General features: G+C 63.7%; 15 protein-coding genes. 6 read left to right on the forward strand and 9 right to left on the reverse strand.

The window, feature by feature from the left end:
* The first annotated feature begins 4 nt into the window (after positions 1–4).
* Genes K0M74_RS06935 through K0M74_RS06945 form a run of 3 tightly spaced genes read left to right on the forward strand, consistent with a single transcriptional unit; the run spans position 5 to position 3,149 of the window.
* A complete protein-coding gene (locus tag K0M74_RS06935) occupies positions 5–1,846 on the forward strand; it encodes an acetyl/propionyl/methylcrotonyl-CoA carboxylase subunit alpha (RefSeq protein ID WP_293969636.1) in 1,842 nt (613 codons plus the stop codon).
* A complete protein-coding gene (locus tag K0M74_RS06940) occupies positions 1,846–2,301 on the forward strand; it encodes a MaoC family dehydratase (protein ID WP_293969640.1) in 456 nt (151 codons plus the stop codon). The genes K0M74_RS06935 and K0M74_RS06940 overlap by 1 nt, the downstream gene beginning before the upstream one ends.
* A complete protein-coding gene (locus K0M74_RS06945; RefSeq protein WP_293969643.1) occupies positions 2,298–3,149 on the forward strand; it encodes a CoA ester lyase in 852 nt (283 codons plus the stop codon). Before K0M74_RS06940 ends, K0M74_RS06945 begins: the two co-directional genes overlap by 4 nt.
* A 7-nt stretch (positions 3,150–3,156) precedes the next feature.
* Here the strand turns inward: K0M74_RS06945 and K0M74_RS06950 are convergent, their stop codons facing one another.
* From K0M74_RS06950 to hisI, 5 genes are all read right to left on the reverse strand, one after another.
* A complete protein-coding gene (locus tag K0M74_RS06950) occupies positions 3,157–4,668 on the reverse strand; it encodes a phospholipase D-like domain-containing protein (RefSeq protein WP_293969646.1) in 1,512 nt (503 codons plus the stop codon).
* Positions 4,669–4,713: 45 nt separating this feature from the next.
* Positions 4,714–6,516 (reverse strand): acyl-CoA dehydrogenase C-terminal domain-containing protein, encoded by a 1,803-nt coding sequence (locus K0M74_RS06955; protein WP_293969649.1) that lies wholly within the window; start codon positions 6,514–6,516, stop codon positions 4,714–4,716.
* A gap of 52 nt (positions 6,517–6,568) precedes the next feature.
* Positions 6,569–7,000, reverse strand: coding sequence for a MerR family DNA-binding transcriptional regulator (locus K0M74_RS06960; protein WP_088439096.1), 432 nt, complete (start codon positions 6,998–7,000; stop codon positions 6,569–6,571).
* A gap of 66 nt (positions 7,001–7,066) precedes the next feature.
* Complete coding sequence (locus tag K0M74_RS06965; protein WP_293969652.1) at positions 7,067–7,606, reverse strand: hypothetical protein; 540 nt, start codon at positions 7,604–7,606, stop codon at positions 7,067–7,069.
* A complete protein-coding gene (gene hisI, locus K0M74_RS06970) occupies positions 7,593–7,973 on the reverse strand; it encodes a phosphoribosyl-AMP cyclohydrolase (RefSeq protein ID WP_293969655.1) in 381 nt (126 codons plus the stop codon). Before hisI ends, K0M74_RS06965 begins: the two co-directional genes overlap by 14 nt.
* A gap of 142 nt (positions 7,974–8,115) precedes the next feature.
* Between hisI and purF the strand changes: the two genes are divergently transcribed.
* The 3 genes from purF to K0M74_RS06985 all read left to right on the forward strand — a co-directional run bounded on the left by purF (position 8,116) and on the right by K0M74_RS06985 (position 10,763).
* Positions 8,116–9,573 (forward strand): amidophosphoribosyltransferase, encoded by a 1,458-nt coding sequence (purF, locus tag K0M74_RS06975; RefSeq protein ID WP_293969658.1) that lies wholly within the window; start codon positions 8,116–8,118, stop codon positions 9,571–9,573.
* Between the two features lie 4 nt (positions 9,574–9,577).
* Positions 9,578–10,312: an SDR family NAD(P)-dependent oxidoreductase gene (locus K0M74_RS06980; protein WP_293969661.1), complete on the forward strand. Its 735-nt coding sequence runs from the start codon at positions 9,578–9,580 to the stop codon at positions 10,310–10,312.
* A 61-nt stretch (positions 10,313–10,373) separates the two neighbouring features.
* Positions 10,374–10,763, forward strand: a complete 390-nt coding sequence (locus K0M74_RS06985) for a hypothetical protein (RefSeq protein ID WP_293969664.1) — start codon at positions 10,374–10,376, stop codon at positions 10,761–10,763.
* Positions 10,764–10,858: 95 nt separating this feature from the next.
* On the opposite strand, the gene K0M74_RS06990 is transcribed toward K0M74_RS06985, so the two are convergent.
* Genes K0M74_RS06990 through K0M74_RS07005 form a run of 4 tightly spaced genes read right to left on the reverse strand, consistent with a single transcriptional unit; the run spans position 10,859 to position 15,739 of the window.
* Positions 10,859–12,034, reverse strand: coding sequence for a serine hydrolase (locus K0M74_RS06990; protein WP_293969666.1), 1,176 nt, complete (start codon positions 12,032–12,034; stop codon positions 10,859–10,861).
* Between the two features lie 20 nt (positions 12,035–12,054).
* The gene (locus tag K0M74_RS06995) at positions 12,055–13,335 is read right to left on the reverse strand and encodes a cyclopropane-fatty-acyl-phospholipid synthase family protein (protein WP_293969669.1); all 1,281 of its coding nucleotides are present in this window, start codon (positions 13,333–13,335) and stop codon (positions 12,055–12,057) included.
* Positions 13,336–13,370: 35 nt separating this feature from the next.
* On the reverse strand, positions 13,371–14,783 hold the full coding sequence (locus K0M74_RS07000; RefSeq protein ID WP_293969672.1) for a deoxyribodipyrimidine photo-lyase: 1,413 nt from the start codon (positions 14,781–14,783) through the stop codon (positions 13,371–13,373).
* Positions 14,780–15,739: a metal-dependent hydrolase gene (locus tag K0M74_RS07005; protein ID WP_293969675.1), complete on the reverse strand. Its 960-nt coding sequence runs from the start codon at positions 15,737–15,739 to the stop codon at positions 14,780–14,782. Before K0M74_RS07005 ends, K0M74_RS07000 begins: the two co-directional genes overlap by 4 nt.
* Positions 15,740–15,795 lie beyond the last annotated feature (56 nt).

Raw genomic sequence — 15,795 nt, forward strand, 5'->3', positions numbered from 1 at the left:
GACAATGATCCAATCCCTCCTCATCGCCAATCGCGGCGAGATCGCCTGCCGCATCATCCGCACTGCGCGCGAGATGGGTATTCACACCGTCGCGGTTTATTCGGACGCCGACGCCAAGGCGCTGCATGTGCGACAGGCCGACGAGGCGGTGCATATCGGGCCGTCGCCGGCGCGCGAATCCTATCTGGTTGGCGAGAAGATCATTGCCGCCGCCAAAGCCACCGGCGCCGAGGCGATCCATCCGGGTTATGGTTTCCTGTCCGAGAACGCCGCGTTCGCGCAGGCCGTCATCGACGCCGGATTGATCTGGGTCGGTCCCAACCCCTCATCGATCACCGCGATGGGGCTGAAAGATGCTGCCAAGAAGCTGATGGCCGAAGCCGGAGTGCCAGTGACCCCCGGCTATATGGGCGAAAATCAGGGGCCCGCCTTCCTCGCCGAGCGCGCCGTCGAGATCGGCTATCCCGTCCTCATCAAGGCAGTAGCCGGCGGTGGCGGCAAGGGCATGCGCAAGGTAGATGGCCCCGCCGACTTCATTGACGCGCTCGCTTCATGCCAGCGCGAGGCCGCAGCCTCGTTCGGCAACGACCATGTCCTGATCGAGAAATATATCCTGACCCCGCGCCATATCGAGGTGCAGGTGTTCGGCGACACCCACGGCAATGTCGTCCACCTGTTCGAACGCGACTGCTCGCTGCAACGCCGCCACCAGAAGGTGATCGAGGAAGCCCCCGCCCCTGGCATGGACGAGGTCACCCGCGAGGCGCTCTGCGCCGCCGCGGTGCGCGCGGCGCAGGCGGTCGAATATGTTGGCGCCGGAACGATCGAATTCATCGCCGACGCCAGCGAAGGTCTGCGCGCCGATCGCATCTGGTTCATGGAAATGAACACGCGGCTTCAGGTCGAGCATCCGGTGACCGAGGAGATCACCGGGGTTGATCTGGTCGAATGGCAGTTGCGGGTAGCGAGCGGTGAGCCGATCCCGCTGCGGCAGGAAGAGCTGTCGATCAACGGCTGGGCGATGGAAGCGCGGCTTTATGCGGAAGACCCCACCAAGGGCTTCCTGCCCTCGATCGGCACGCTCGAACTGTTCCAGCTTCCCGATCACCTCGGCCGCGTCGATACCGGCGTCTATGAGGGCACCGAAGTCTCACCCTTCTATGATCCGATGATCGCCAAGGTCATCGCTTATGGTGAGGATCGCGAGGAAGCGCGCGCCATGCTGTCGGAGATGCTGGAGGACAGCGCGATCTGGCCGGTCAAGACCAATTCGGCGTTCCTGATCAACGCGCTCGCTCATCCCGATTTCGTAGCAGGCACCGTCGATACCGGACTTATCGGCCGCGATGGCGATGCCATGACCGACGACCCCGCTCCCACGATCGAAGCTCTCACCAACGCCGCGATGGCGATCGTCCCGCGCTCGCTGCAGGCGGGCTTCCGTCTTAATGCATCCGACGTGCGCTCGGCGGCCTTTCTGCTCGATGGAAAGCGTGTCGAGGTCGAACTACACGGGCCCGGCACCGACGAGCCAGCGCCTGCGATGCTCGTCGCCGAGGGCGGTTCCGTATGGCAACTTACCCCCTGGCGCGCCGAGGGCGGCCCGGGCGGGGCAGCTGGCGACGGCGCCATCCTTTCCCCCATGCCGGGCAAAGTCATTGCGGTAGAGGTCGCTGCGGGTGACATGGTGACCAAAGGCCAGAAACTGCTCACCCTTGAAGCGATGAAGATGGAGCATAGCCTGACCGCGCCGTTCGACGGCGTGGTGGCCGAACTCAATGCGACGCCGGGCGCGCAGGTGCAGGTCGAGGCATTGCTCGTGCGGATCGAAAAGGACGAAGCATAATGGCCGGCAAATATTTCGACGAATGGGCGATCGGCGACACGCTTACCCACGACATTCGCCGCACGGTGACGGAGACCGACAATCTGCTGTTTACGGTGATGACGCACAATCCGCAGCCGCTGCACCTCGACGTCGAGGCGGCGAAGGCGTCCGAGTTCGGCCAGATCCTCGTCAACGGCACCTTCACCTTCAGCCTGATGGTCGGGCTGTCGGTCGGCGACACGACGCTCGGCACGCTCGTCGCCAATCTCGGCTACGACAAGCTGGTGATGCCCAAGCCGGTGTTTATCGGCGACACGCTGCGCGCAGAGAGCGAAGTGATCGGGTTGAAGGAGTCGAAATCGCGACCCAACGCAGGGATCGTGACCTTCCTCCACCGCTGCATCAACCAGCGCGATGAACTTGTCTGCCAGTGCGAGCGTTCGACGCTGGTCCAGCGGAAGGCCAGCACATGAGACTACGTTCCCTCCTCTTCGTCCCCGGTGACCGCCCCGAACGCTTTGCCAAGGCGGCGGCATCAGGCGCCGACGCCATCATACTCGATCTCGAGGATTCGGTGTCGCTCGCGAACAAGGATGCCGCGCGCCATGCGATCGCCGACTATCTGGCGGGCGCGCGCGAAGTCTTCACGCTGGTGCGCGTCAATCCACTCGACGGCCATCTGACCGCCGCCGATGTCGCCGCGATCATCGCCGCCCGGCCCGACGCGATCATGCTGCCGAAGGCCGAAGGCGCGCCGAGCATCGCGCAGCTCGATACGATCATGCGCAGCGAATCGCCGCGCGACGCTTCGCTGCCGCCGATCCTGCCGATTGCGACCGAGACCGCCGCGGCCATCTTTACCCTTGGCAGCTACCGCGAGACAAAGGACCGCCTGCTTGGACTGACCTGGGGCGCCGAAGACTTGCCCGCCGCGATCGGCGCGACAGCTAATCGCGAGGCCGATGGCAGCTACACTGCGCCCTATGACGTCGCGCGCGCACTGACACTGTTTGCTGCCCACGCCGCGGGCGTCGCCGCGATCGATACGGTGTTCCCGGCGATCAAGGACGAGGCCGGACTCGCCGCCTATGCCGCCCGCGCCCGGCGCGATGGCTTCACCGGCATGATGGCGATCCATCCAGCACAGGTGGAGGCGATCAACGCCGCCTTCACCCCGAGTGCCGACGAGGTGTTGCGCGCGCAGGCTATCGTCGATGCCTTTGCCGCCAATCCCGGCGTCGGGGTACTGCAGGTCGATGGCAAAATGGTCGACGCCCCACACCTCAAACAGGCGAAGCATATTCTGTCGCTCGCAGACTAAGCGTTCGTCAGCCTTTTTTGCGCCGAAAAGGCCGATGCCGCTTCATCCAGCTGCGCCCGCGGTGCCAGCTCTTTTTGAGCCCGCGCTCGGTAAAGCTTTCGAACATCGCATCAGGGCTGGTCGGGTCGAGCATTTCATTGTCGGCAATGAATTCGTCGAGTGGTCCGGGCGCGACCAGGTCGAGCAGTTCGAGCGACCGCCCGTCACCGCGCATGGATTCGATCGTATCGATCAAGGATCCGGTACGCTCGAACGTCGCCGCGATGTCTTTCTCCATCACGCCCAGATGCTCAGCCATCAGCGACTCGCGCAGGCGCGCGATGATCGGCTCGACGCCCTTGTTCGCTGCCAGTGCCGCATCGATCGTCACATCGCATTCGCTGTCGAGCCCCATCGATCGGTTGTTCAGGTTCGACGATCCAATCCGGAGCAGGCGGTCGTCGACGATCGCGGTCTTGGCATGGACATAGATGGGGTCGCCGCCCTTGGTATGCGGAACATAGACTTTCAGCCGGTCACCATGCCGCGACTTCGCAATTGAGCGCACCAGTTGCACCCGCGCCGCGTCCATCGCCATCTGTTCGAGCCACCCGTCGGCGGTCTTGGGCATCACCATCACAAATTCGGGTGGATCGTCTTCGTCGAGACGCTCGGCAATCGCCGCGGCGATCGCGCCGCTGGTGAAATATTGATTCTCGAAATAGATAAAGCGCTGCGCGGCGGCGATCATGTCGAGATAGAGTTGCTCATTCTCGCGCACCTCTTCGCGGCCGTCATATTCGGCGCTGGTGCGTGAAATCGCGACATCGACATCCTTGAAATCGGCATCGAGATCGTCGGGCCAGTTCTCGCCGGTGCCGCTCAGGTCACGAAGTGGTTTGTTCGTCGCGCGCTGCCAGCGTTCATTGCCGAGTTCCGCCAGCGCGGTTCCGATCGGTCCCGACAGGATCATCGTCGAATCGTGCCAGGGCATATAGCGTTTGCCGTTGGGGCCGGTGCGCCGGGGATCATCGTCGACGTGGTCGCGGGTATCCCAGCGCGTCGAGCTGACATCGATGCCGCCGCAGACCGCCAAATGATCGTCGAACACCGCGACCTTTTGATGATGGCTGCACCCCACGGGATGCGCGCTGTCGAGCCGGAAACTGATCGATCTGGTGATTTTCCAGCGCAGGATCATCGCGACGATCGATGGCACAAAGAAGTGCTTCAAGCCGCCAAAATTCCAGCGCAAAATGTCGATGTCGCGTTTCGGTTTATCCTTGGCGAGGCGGAGAAGATAATGGCCGAGCGATTCGCCATTTCCCTGCTCATCGGGGATCAGCGGAATGCGCGGATCGAAGTCCCAGCCGATCAGCAGGATACGTTCCTTGGCGCCCGCCATCAACCGTTCGAGCAGCGCGTAATAATCGGCGGCATCGACGATCATCCGTGCTTTGTTAGCGCGTTCAATGCGCCAGCAATTGCGCCCTTCGACGACGATGGGGGCCAAGGTCTGCGGGCGTTCGGGGTCGCTCATCGCCGACGCCACGCATGGCGTCGGCAAAAGTTCCTTCGGGCGCGATCAGGCGGCGTAAAATTGTTCCGGGGTCAGCGCCATCATCGCTTCGCTGCCCGCTTCGATCTTGCGGCGCAGCGAACCGGCGTCGGGCAGGAACCGTTCGCCAAAGTGGCGCGCGGTGACCAGCTTGGCTTCAAGGAACGCCTTGTTGCCGCGCCCTTCGGCGAGCGCCTTCTGCGCCGCTTCGGCCATCATCAGCCACATCGACCCCAGCGCGACGATCCCCATGATGTGCATATAATGATGCGCGCCGGCGCCGATATTGTTGGGGTTCGCCATGCCATTCTGCATGAACCACATCGTCGCGGCCTTCAGTTCGCCATTGGCCTTTTCCAGCCGCCCGGCAAAATCGGCGAGCGCTTCATTGTCCTTGGCGCGCGCGCATTCGGTGTCGATGATCGCAAAAAAGGCCTGGATCGCACGGCCGCCATTCTGCGCCAGCTTGCGTCCGACCAGATCCATCGCCTGAACGCCGTTGGCGCCTTCATAGATCATCGTGATGCGGGCATCGCGGACATACTGGCTCATGCCCCATTCCTCGATGTAGCCGTGGCCGCCGAACACTTGCTGCGCGTTGGTCGCGACGTCATAGCCCTTATCGGTGCCATAGCCCTTGATCACCGGGGTGAGCAGGCTGACGAGGTCGTCCGCTTGCTGGCGTTCTTCCTCGGTCTCGGCAACATGCGCCAGATCGACCTGCAAGGCGCCCCACAGGCACAAGGCGCGCAGCCCTTCGACGGTGGCCTTGGCGTCCATCAACATGCGGCGCACGTCGGGATGGACGAACAGCGGATCCGCCTTTTCCCGCGGGTCTTGCGGCCCGGTGAGCGCGCGACCTTGACGGCGGTCCTGCGCGTAGCGGACGGCGTTCTGGAACGCGATATCGGCCTGCCCCAGCCCCTGAATGCCAACGCCAAGCCGCGCGGCGTTCATCATCACGAACATCGCGGCGAGGCCCTTGTTTTCCTCACCGACCATCCAGCCCTTGGCGCCGTCATAGTTCATGACGCAGGTCGAATTGGCGTGGATGCCCATCTTGTGCTCGATCGACCCGCATTGCAGCGCGTTATGCTCACCCAGTGAGCCATCGTCGCCCACGAGAAACTTCGGCACGATGAACAGCGAGATGCCCTTGACGCTGTCGGGCGCGTCGGGGGTTTTGGCGAGCACCAGATGAATGATGTTCTCGGTCAGGTCATGCTCGCCCGACGAAATGAAAATCTTGGTGCCGGTGACGTCATAGCTGCCATCGCCGTTCGGGACCGCGCGGGTGCGGATCAGGCCGAGGTCGGTGCCGCAATGCGGCTCGGTCAGGTTCATCGTCCCGCCCCACTCGCCCGAGATCATTTTGGGTGCGTACAGCGCCTTCTGTTCATCCGACCCCTTGACCAGGATCGCCGCGACCGCGGCCTGCGTCAGTCCAGGGTACATGGCAAAGGCCTGGTTCGCGGCCATGCGATATTCCTCGACCGGGAAACCGACGACGTGCGGTAGCCCTTGCCCGCCAAATTCTTCCGGCTGGGTCAGCAATGTCCAGCCAGCCTCACAATAGGCGTCGTAGGCTTCCTTGAAGCCCTTCGGCGTCGTCACCGATCCGTCGTCGTGGCGCGTGCAGCCCTCCAGATCGCCCGACTGGTTGATCGGGAACAGCACTTCCTCGCAAAATTTTCCGGCTTCGGTCAGCACCGCCTCGATCATGTCGGGGGTCGCATTGGCGAAACCCGGCAGATTGGCGTAGCGCTCGACCCCGAGCACGTCGGTGAGGAGAAAGAGGCTGTCTTGCACGGGGGCGCGATAGACGGGCATGGGAAATCCTTCTGAAAATCAGCTTCGCAATGTCACTTGCCTGGGGAGAGGCTCAACCGACCTTCTGGCCGGCGTCGACTTTTTTCACCATATCGATGAACCGCGACAATTCTTCGACAGCGCTATCGATATCGTCGCGCTGCCGCTGCAACAAGCCGATGCGCTGTTCGCATTTTTCGATCGTCACCTGACGTTGCAGCTTGCGGCCGTCGCCGACGTCGTAAAGGTCGATCATCTCGCGGATATCGGCCAGGCTGAACCCTGTGCGCTTGGCACGCAGAATCCACGCCAGGCGCGCCCGGTCGCGCTTCGAATAGATGCGCGACAATCCCTTGCGCGACGGGCTGATCAGCCCCTCATCTTCATAGAAACGCAGCGCACGCGCGGTGACTCCGAACTCGGTCGACAAGTCGGTGATGCTGAATTGTTCGCGGCCCAAATGATCGGGCGTGTCGATATGGGCGTGGCCATATGGTTCGGTCATGCCGATGAAACTAGTTTCCGTTGACGTGAACGTCAAGACCGGCAAATCGGCCTGCTTTAGGGTCAGTCAAACCCCGCAAGGTTGCTGCATATTGCCCTGTCGATCGCGGATCTGCAAGCCCCGCGCATCATCGGCCGACCAGCTGGCGCGCGGCAGTCGCAAGCCCGACAGCGAGGCGCGGGCGGGGCAGATTTTGGCGCATTGTGGCGGCAAGCTTCCGGGCAGGCGCAGTTCATCTTCTTCTTCGGCGACCAGCGCATCGCAGCCCTCCGCTCCAGCAAAGCGCATGCGCCAGCCTTCACCTTCACGCACCATCGTTCCGCTCGCCGAACAGGATAAGGTGGTTCCAAAAGCGGCGGTCACTGCAAAGCGCCATTGCCCAGCGCCGTCGGGAACCACGCACATCGCGTCGCGGCCCAGGTCGTGCGCGCGTTCGAACACGCCGACCGGCGTCGCGGCCTCGGGGCTCACAACGCCGCGTTCGCGCGCGGCGATTTCCAGCGGGTTGTCGGCATCGATCCCCTGCCCGCTCCGATCGGGCGCATGCCGATCGCACCCGCCGACGAGCAAGATGCCCAGCACCAACGCGAACTTAACTTTGTGCATCATCGTCCAGAAACGTCAGCGCCCCGTCCGCCTCGACCCGGCGATAGAAGCAGGAACGGCGCCCGGTGTGGCAAGCGGGGCCGGCGGGCGTCACACGCAGCAACAGCGCATCCTGATCACAGTCGACGCGCATCTCGACCATCCCCAGCCCGTTGCCCGACGTCTCGCCCTTGCGCCACAACGCCGAGCGCGATCGCGACCAGAAATGCGCCTGCCCGGTCGCCTGCGTCCGCTCGATCGCCTCGGCATTCATATGCGCTACCATCAGCAGCACCCCGGTTTCGGCGTCGGTGACGATCGCGGTCACCAGGCCTGCCGCATCGAAACGCGGGAGAAATCGGTCGGCGGTGTCGCGCTGCTGGTCCATAATCCGCGCTTTAGAGCAGGAGCCAAGCCCCTGTCACCCTGTCGTTCGCGCGGCTGATGACAATATCGTGAATATGGGGGGCGACATTTGTGATTGCCGTCCCTATATGCGCGCCAGTCACTGCCCTCGTTGCTGGACCATCATGCTCACCACACACCCTTTCGACGACGACAAACTCCGCGAGGAGTGCGGCGTCTTTGGTATTCATGGCGCCGACAGCGCCGCTGCGGTCGTTGCACTGGGCCTGCATGCGCTGCAGCACCGCGGCCAGGAAGCCGCAGGCATCACCGCCTTCGACGGCAAGGAATTCCATACCCACCGTGCCATGGGCCATGTCGCCGGCAATTTCGACCGCGACGAGATCATGCGCCAGTTGCAGGGCGGATCATCGGTCGGCCATGTCCGCTATTCGACGACCGGCGAAACCGCGCTGCGCAACGTCCAGCCGCTGTTCGCCGATCTGTCGACGGGCGGCTTTGCGGTGGCGCATAATGGCAATATTTCCAACGCGACCGCACTGAAGAAGGTGCTCGTGCGCCGCGGTTCGATCTTTCAGTCGACCAGCGATACCGAGGTAATCATCCACCTCGTCGCAACGTCGAGCTATCGCTCGCTGATCGACCGGTTCATCGATGCGCTGAAACAGGTCGAGGGCGCCTATTCACTGATCTGCCTGACCGCCGAGGGGATGATCGGCTGCCGCGATCCGCTCGGCATCCGTCCGCTCGTCATCGGAAAACTCGGCGATGCGCATATTCTGGCATCGGAAACCGTCGCGCTCGACGTCGTCGGCGCCGAATTCGTGCGTTCGGTTGAACCTGGCGAACTGGTAATCATCCGCGATGGCCAACTGACCTCGCACCGGCCTTTCGCTACGCAGTCGGCGCGCCCGTGCATCTTCGAATATGTCTATTTCTCGCGCCCTGACTCGATCGTCGATGGCACCAGCGTTTATTCGGTGCGCAAGGCGATCGGTGCCGAACTGGCGCGCGAAAACCCGGTCGATGCCGACCTGATCATCCCGGTCCCCGATTCGGGTACCCCTGCCGCGATCGGTTACGCGCAGGAATCGGGTATCCCGTTCGAACTCGGGATCATCCGCTCGCACTATGTCGGACGCACCTTCATCCAGCCGGGCGACAAGGTTCGCCATTTGGGCGTCAAGCTCAAGCACAACGCCAACCGGGCGCTGATCGCGGGCAAGCGCATCGTGCTGATCGATGATTCGATCGTGCGTGGCACGACCAGCCTGAAAATCGTCCAGATGATGCGTGACGCGGGCGCCGCCGAGGTCCATATGCGCATCGCCAGCCCGCCGACCCAGCACAGCTGCTTTTATGGCGTCGATACCCCCGAGCGCGCCAAGCTGCTCGCGGCGCAGATGACGGTCGGGCAGATGGCGAATTTCATCAACGCCGACAGCCTGTCCTTCGTTACCATCGATGGCCTCTATCGGGCGCTGGGCGAGGCCAAGCGGACCGACGACGCGCCTCAATATTGCGATGCCTGCTTTACCGGCGACTATCCGACCACGCTCACCGATTTCGATGAGCATGGGCTGGAAGATCAATTTTCGCTGTTGGCCGAACGGGTTGTCTGACATCATGACTATCAAGACTGAAGAATTGGCGGGGCAGGTTGCGCTCGTCACCGGGGCGAGCCGTGGCATCGGCGAAGCGATTGCCGAAGCGCTGGCGGCGCGCGGCGCGCATGTCGTGATCACCGCACGCACCGCAGGCGGGCTCGAAGCGCTCGAAGACCGGATCCACGAGGCGGGCGGCGCCGCGACGATCGCGCCGCTCGACCTGACCGACGGCGACAGCATCGCGCGGCTGGCGAGCGCGATGGCCGAACGCTGGCAACATCTCGACATGCTGGTACTCAACGCCGCGATGCTCGGCACGCTGACCCCGGTAGCCGCGATCGACGGCAAGGAATTCAACAAGCTGCTGACGCTGAACCTGATCGCCCAGCAGGCACTGATCGCCAATTTCGATCCGCTGCTGCGCCGCGCCGCGAACGGCCGCCTGCTCGCCCTGTCGAGCGGCGTCGCGCGCGAACCGCGCGCCTATTGGGGCGCCTATGCCGCATCGAAAGCGGCGTTCGAAACGCTGGTGACCAGCTACGGTGCCGAGATGCGCAACATCTCGACGGTCCGCACCGCGATCCTTGACCCGGGGGGCACCCGCACCCAGATGCGCGCCCGCGCCTATCCCGGCGAAGACGCCAAGAGCATCAAGGACCCTGCCGCGGTCGGCGAATTTGTCGCCAGGCTGATGGTTGACGGCTTCGACAGCACCGCGTTCCACGCTTTGCCCAAGGTCATGGAAAAGGCTTAACGCCATCTTTGTTTTCCGGCACTAAGGCAGCCCGACAAGACGGGTTGGCAAGGGTGCTGGAATGACCAAGGATATTCTGCGATCGGCGATCGCCACGGTAATCGGTATCGTCGTCGCATTTGGGCTGATCGGGCTGGCGCAATATGCCGGCAGCGAAATTTCACCGTCCGAATATGACCTTGAGACCGGCGAGATACTGATCCCGATCGGGTCGACGATCGCGCTGATCGTCGGTTGGTTCATCGGCAGCTTCGCCGGGGGGTGGCTATCGATGCGGATATCGGCAGGAACCGGTGCTGGCTGGATCGTAGCCGGGTCGGTGATCGGCGCCGCGCTCTATCGCGCCGCCACACTTGCCGACACTTGGTGGATCATGGCGCTCGGCGTCGCAGTGCCGCTTGTGGCCGTGTGGTTGGCCCAGCGCGCAACGGCCAACGTCGCCGACCAATAGCCCGTCGCCCCCCCGCAGGGGGGGGCGCCCGGATTTTTTTTCTGCGTAGCTGCGCAAACGCCCGAGCGGCCCCCGCTAAGGCGGGGGCGACGGGTTTACTTCGCCGCTTCCTTGTCCACCGCCGCCTGCACGCTCTTGTAAAAGGCCTCGCGCGCCGCGCCGACACCCTCGGGATCGGTCGCGGTCGGCCAGTTTCCATTCGACGCAATCACCAGCTTTCGTTTGGGATCGATGAAGATGCCCTGACCAAAAATGCCTTGTGCGGCAAAGCTGCCGTCATCGTTGGTCCACCATTGATAGCCATAGCCACGCCCCGGAATGTCGATCCCCGCCTGTTTGGTCGTTGCCGCGGCCATCCAGTCGTCGGGGACGACCTTCTGCCCGCCTGCGACGCCGCCGTTGAGCATGAACTGCCCGAACCGTGCATAGTCCTTGAGGCTCGCCGACATGCAGCAACCGCTGATCTCATGCCCCGTCGCGCCCAGCATCCACATCCCATCCTGTTCCATGCCGAACGGCTTCCAGACCTTTTCGGACAGATATTGCGACAGCGTCTTGCCCGTCGCACTCGACACGAGCACGCCGATCAGATTGGTTTCGCCGGTCTTGTACACCCACTTCGACCCCGCCGGCGCTTCGCGCGGCAAGGTCTTCATATAGCTGACCGTTATGTCCTCGCCTGCGACAGGCTTTTGCATATTGAACTGCGCGACATCGGACTTGGGATCGGTATAATCCTCGTTCCATTTGACCCCCGAGGTCATCGTCAGCAACTGGCGCACCGACACGTCGTCATAGGCCGAACCCTTGAGTCCCGGGATATAGACCGTAACCTTGTCGTCGAGGCTCTTGATATAACCGTCCTTCACCGCCGCCCCGACGAGGGTCGAGGTGAAGCTTTTCGCGACCGAAAAGCTGGTCCAGCGTCCTGCGGCGCCATAGCCAAGCGCATATTTTTCCAGCCGGATCTTGCCGTCCTGCACGATGATCAGCCCCGCGTTGCGCTGTTTCGCCATATAGGCATCGACGTCGGCGCCAAGGTCGAGCGGCTGGCCCTCAGACAGCGGATAGACCGATCCGCCCGCCTCGACCGTGTTTACGACGACTTTGGGGACCGTTTCCATCGTCCGAAAAGCAGCGTCGCGTTGATCCTGGGTCCAGAACAGCACATTCATATCCTTTGGCAGCGTGTCGGTCGTTTGGGTGGATGCGGGCGCGTTGCACCCCGCCGCCGCGGCGCACAAAAGCGCCGCTGCCAAATATTGTCGCATAATATGCCTCTCCCCCGTTTTCAGGCTGTTTTTTCAAGCGTCACTTGCGCGACGTCGATACCGCCGCCGCGAAATCCGCCCTCGCAATATTGCAGATAATAGCGCCAGAGCCGCACGAAACGGTCGTCGAAGCCCGACGGCAACTGGTCGGCCGCAACCGCCGCATCAAAACGCTCACGCCACTGCCGAAGCGTTTCGGCATAATCCTCGCCAAAGCGGTGAACCTCGCGCCACGCCAGCCCGCGCGCTTCGGCAAGCGCCCGAAACCGGCTTTCGGAAATCAGGCAGCCGCCCGGAAAGATATAGGCCTGGATGAAGTCGCTGTTCGCCGCATAGCGTTCGAACAGCGCATCGTTGATCAGGATATACTGGATCGCCGCTTTGCCACCGGGGCGCAGCAGCCGCGCGACCGCATCGAGATAGGCGGGCCAATAGGCCTGCCCGACCGCTTCGACCATCTCGACGCTGGCAATCGCATCATATGGTCCGCGGGCGTCGCGATAGTCGCACAGCTCGATACGCGACCGCGCTGACAGGTCGACCGCAGCAAGCCGCGCATCGGCGATCTCGGCCTGTGACGGCGAGAGCGTGATGCCTGTGTAGATGACATCGTGCCGCTCGACCGCGCGCTCGGCGAGCGCGCCCCAGCCACAGCCGATCTCGAGCAAGCGACTGCCCGATCGCAGGTCGAGCCGGTCGAGGATGGCATCGACCTTGCCCGTCTGCGCCTCCTCCAGGGATTGCCCCGGATCGGCGAACAATGCGCTCGAATAATTCATCGCATGATCGAGCCACAAGCGATAGAAATCATTGCCCAAATCATAATGGGCATGGATGTTGCGCCTCGCCCCGCGACGGTTGTTGTGGTTGAGCAGGTGCGCGATCTTGTTGAGCCAGCGCAATGGCCCGCGCGCCCGCGCCACATCACCGAGTGATTCGCCATTGCGCATGAACAGGTCGAACAGCGGCACCGGGTCGGGCGAGGTCCACTCGCCCGCGTCCCACGCGCGGTACCAGCCCACCGATCCCGACATCGCCAGCCGCGCCAGCGCCGCCCAGCTGTGCAGGTGAACGACCGCCGCTGGCCCGTTCCCGCGCCCGCCCAGCAGGCGGACGCTGCCGTCGGGCGTGTGCACCTCGATCGTGCCCAGCGCGAGACCCGCGTCAATCCGGTCGAGCAGCCGATGAAACAGCCCCGCGGGCGCCAGCGCCAGCAGCCGCGCGAGCGCCCCGCCGCTGCGGTAGGCGCGGTCGGCGCGGAGCAATTTCTTGCCGCGGCGCGGGCTGACATGCGTGTTCATAGCGCCTTCCTGCCCCAAAGTCCGGCGCCTGACAATCAGTTGCCGCGCGCCTTCATGACGTCATAGGCGGCCAGCGCGCGTTCGCGCGCTTCGCGGTGGCCGATGATCTTGGCAGGATAGGATCGCGGCCGCTGTCCGAAGCTTTCGGGATCGTGGATCGCAGGTTCACTCAACACGGCAAGTTCAGGCACCCACTGGCGAATATAGGCTGCGGCATCGAACTTCTCCGATTGCGTCAGCGGCGCCATGATGCGCGGGAACATGTTGCTGTCGACTCCGCTGCCCGCCACCCACTGCCAGTTGACGGCATTGGAGGCGTAATCGGCATCGACCAGCGTGTCCCAGAACCATTGCTCACCTTGGCGCCAGTCGATCAGAAGATGCTTGATAAGGAAGCTCGCGGCGATCATCCGCACCCGGTTATGCATCCAGCCCGTTACCCATAGCTGGCGCATCCCGGCGTCAACGATCGGATAGCCGGTGCGCCCCTGTTGCCAGGCGGCGAGATCGGCATCGGCCGCCGCCGCGCTGCGCCATGGCAAAGCGTCGTCGAAGGCTGCGCGCGCGCTGCGCGCGCCATAATCGGGAAATTGCAGGATGATGTTCTGCGCATAATCGCGCCACCCTATCTCGCCGAGGAACACATCGACCGAGCCCCCGGCGTCGGCGGTGCGATGCCAGATGGTGGCGGGCGAGACTTCGCCGAAATGCAGATGCGGCGACAAGCGCGAACTGCCCTCCTGCGACGGCAGGTTGCGGCCGCGATCATAATCCGCCGCCTCGTCAGCAAACGCCGCGATCCGCTTACGCGCCCCCGCCTCGCCGGGCTCCCATTCCGCGGCAAATCCGGTGGCCCAATCGGGCTTGGTTGGTAGCAAATGCCAGTCGGCGAGCGTGTCTGAAGCAGGCCATTTGTCGGGCGCCGCAATCTCGCGCGGCCGGTTCGACGGGCTCGGCGGTGGCATATGCTCCTTCAATGCCCGCCAGAAGGGCGTGTAGATTTTGTACGGCGTGCCGCTCCCGGTCGTCAGCGATCCCGGCGGCAACAGGTAATTGCCATCATGGCATTGCAAATCGAGCCGCTTCGCCACCGCTTTTTCGGCGTTGCGCCACCATGGTTCGTAGTGGCGGAGGCAATGCACCGTGCTCGCTCCGCTTTCTTGCACAATCAGAGCGAGTTGCTCTTCACACTTCCCGCGCCGCAGGATCAGTCGCGACCCCATTTCGCGCAGGCTGGCGTCGAGGCTGGCGAGACTGTGGTGCAGCCACCAGCGCGACGCCGCGCCCATCCGGCGATGCTTCGGCGTATCATCGTCCAGAATGAACACCGGGATCACCGGCCCAGCCGCGGCCGCCCCCCCCGGCCCCCCCGCGCCCGCCGCCACTTGCGCCGCCGTACCCCACCGGCGATGGGCGGGGCGGAGCCACAGGATGCTCGGCGCCGTCATTGGTCGTGGGTAGCAGTGTCGGGTGCGGTCAGCCGGACCTGGAAACGATCCTGCGCCAACGGATGCATGAAGCGCTGGTCGCGCAGCAAGATTGCGTCACCCTCCTTCTGCGCCACCGGCATCCGCGCCCAGAACAGGAACGCGCGCGCATCAGGATCACCCATCAGCCACCGCTCGATCCGCGGGTCATCCATGCCGGTTGGCCGGCCGCTGATGTCCAGATTACCGCCAATGCCGGGGGTATAATTGCCGCTCCCGTACCGCTCGGCGGTGCGCCAGAAGATATCGCGTTGCCAAAAGGCCAGCGGCGGCGGACTGGCCACCACCAGCGCGTCCCGATATCCGCTCGCTGCCAGCGCGCTCGCCGTGGTCCGTTCGGCAGCGCCGGTGATCAGGCCATTGGCGAAAATATAGGCGCAAATCGCGGTGAAGCCGACCCACGCGGGCCACTGCCAGTTTGTCGCCCCGCCCCGCTCGCGGCGCAGCGACAGCCACACCGACAGGCCCAGCGCGATCCATATCCACAGGTCGATGATGAAGATCGTATCGCCGTAAAACCATGGCGATGAAAAAGGCTCGAGCAGGCGGATGCCGTAATTGTTGAGCCAGTCGAGCGCCGGGTGGCTGAGGCAACCGATATAGGCGAGCGCCAGCAGCCAGCCCTTGTCGATCGGCGGCCGTCCGGCGGGGCGTTTGCCGCGCTTCGTCTGCCAGCGATCGAATGCCAGCATCGCCGCCCACAGCAATATCGGCAAGACCAGCATCGCGATCGGACCGTGCGTGATCCCACGCCGAAAGCCCAGATGCTGGACCCCGTCGAGCCACGCCAGGCAAGCGGCATCGATGTCGGGCAGGTTCGCCGCCAGAATCAGCGTCGGGATCGCCAACCCGGTCTTTTTCTTGAGCCCCATCTGGCCGAGAAGCGCGCCGACGAGGCTGTGGGTCAGATTATCCATCGCCGCTTGGTGGCGTGGATCGATCCGCTTTGCAATCCGCTATCCGGACCGGATCA

The organism is Sphingopyxis sp., assembly GCF_019459305.1.
GTDB lineage: Bacteria > Pseudomonadota > Alphaproteobacteria > Sphingomonadales > Sphingomonadaceae > Sphingopyxis.

Bases quoted from the DNA above. Each gene is read 5' to 3' on its own strand.
- K0M74_RS06940 (WP_293969640.1), top strand. From the start codon at position 1,846: ATGGCCGGCAAATATTTCGACGAATGGGCGATCGGCGACACGCTTACC.
- K0M74_RS07000 (WP_293969672.1), bottom strand. From the start codon at position 14,783: ATGACGGCGCCGAGCATCCTGTGGCTCCGCCCCGCCCATCGCCGGTGG.
- K0M74_RS06960 (WP_088439096.1), bottom strand. From the start codon at position 7,000: ATGACCGAACCATATGGCCACGCCCATATCGACACGCCCGATCATTTG.
- K0M74_RS06935 (WP_293969636.1), top strand. From the start codon at position 5: ATGATCCAATCCCTCCTCATCGCCAATCGCGGCGAGATCGCCTGCCGC.
- K0M74_RS06985 (WP_293969664.1), top strand. From the start codon at position 10,374: ATGACCAAGGATATTCTGCGATCGGCGATCGCCACGGTAATCGGTATC.
- K0M74_RS06965 (WP_293969652.1), bottom strand. From the start codon at position 7,606: ATGCACAAAGTTAAGTTCGCGTTGGTGCTGGGCATCTTGCTCGTCGGC.
- K0M74_RS06990 (WP_293969666.1), bottom strand. From the start codon at position 12,034: ATGCGACAATATTTGGCAGCGGCGCTTTTGTGCGCCGCGGCGGCGGGG.
- K0M74_RS06945 (WP_293969643.1), top strand. From the start codon at position 2,298: ATGAGACTACGTTCCCTCCTCTTCGTCCCCGGTGACCGCCCCGAACGC.
- K0M74_RS06995 (WP_293969669.1), bottom strand. From the start codon at position 13,335: ATGAACACGCATGTCAGCCCGCGCCGCGGCAAGAAATTGCTCCGCGCC.
- K0M74_RS06980 (WP_293969661.1), top strand. From the start codon at position 9,578: ATGACTATCAAGACTGAAGAATTGGCGGGGCAGGTTGCGCTCGTCACC.
- hisI (WP_293969655.1), bottom strand. From the start codon at position 7,973: ATGGACCAGCAGCGCGACACCGCCGACCGATTTCTCCCGCGTTTCGAT.
- K0M74_RS07005 (WP_293969675.1), bottom strand. From the start codon at position 15,739: ATGGATAATCTGACCCACAGCCTCGTCGGCGCGCTTCTCGGCCAGATG.
- purF (WP_293969658.1), top strand. From the start codon at position 8,116: ATGCTCACCACACACCCTTTCGACGACGACAAACTCCGCGAGGAGTGC.
- K0M74_RS06950 (WP_293969646.1), bottom strand. From the start codon at position 4,668: ATGAGCGACCCCGAACGCCCGCAGACCTTGGCCCCCATCGTCGTCGAA.
- K0M74_RS06955 (WP_293969649.1), bottom strand. From the start codon at position 6,516: ATGCCCGTCTATCGCGCCCCCGTGCAAGACAGCCTCTTTCTCCTCACC.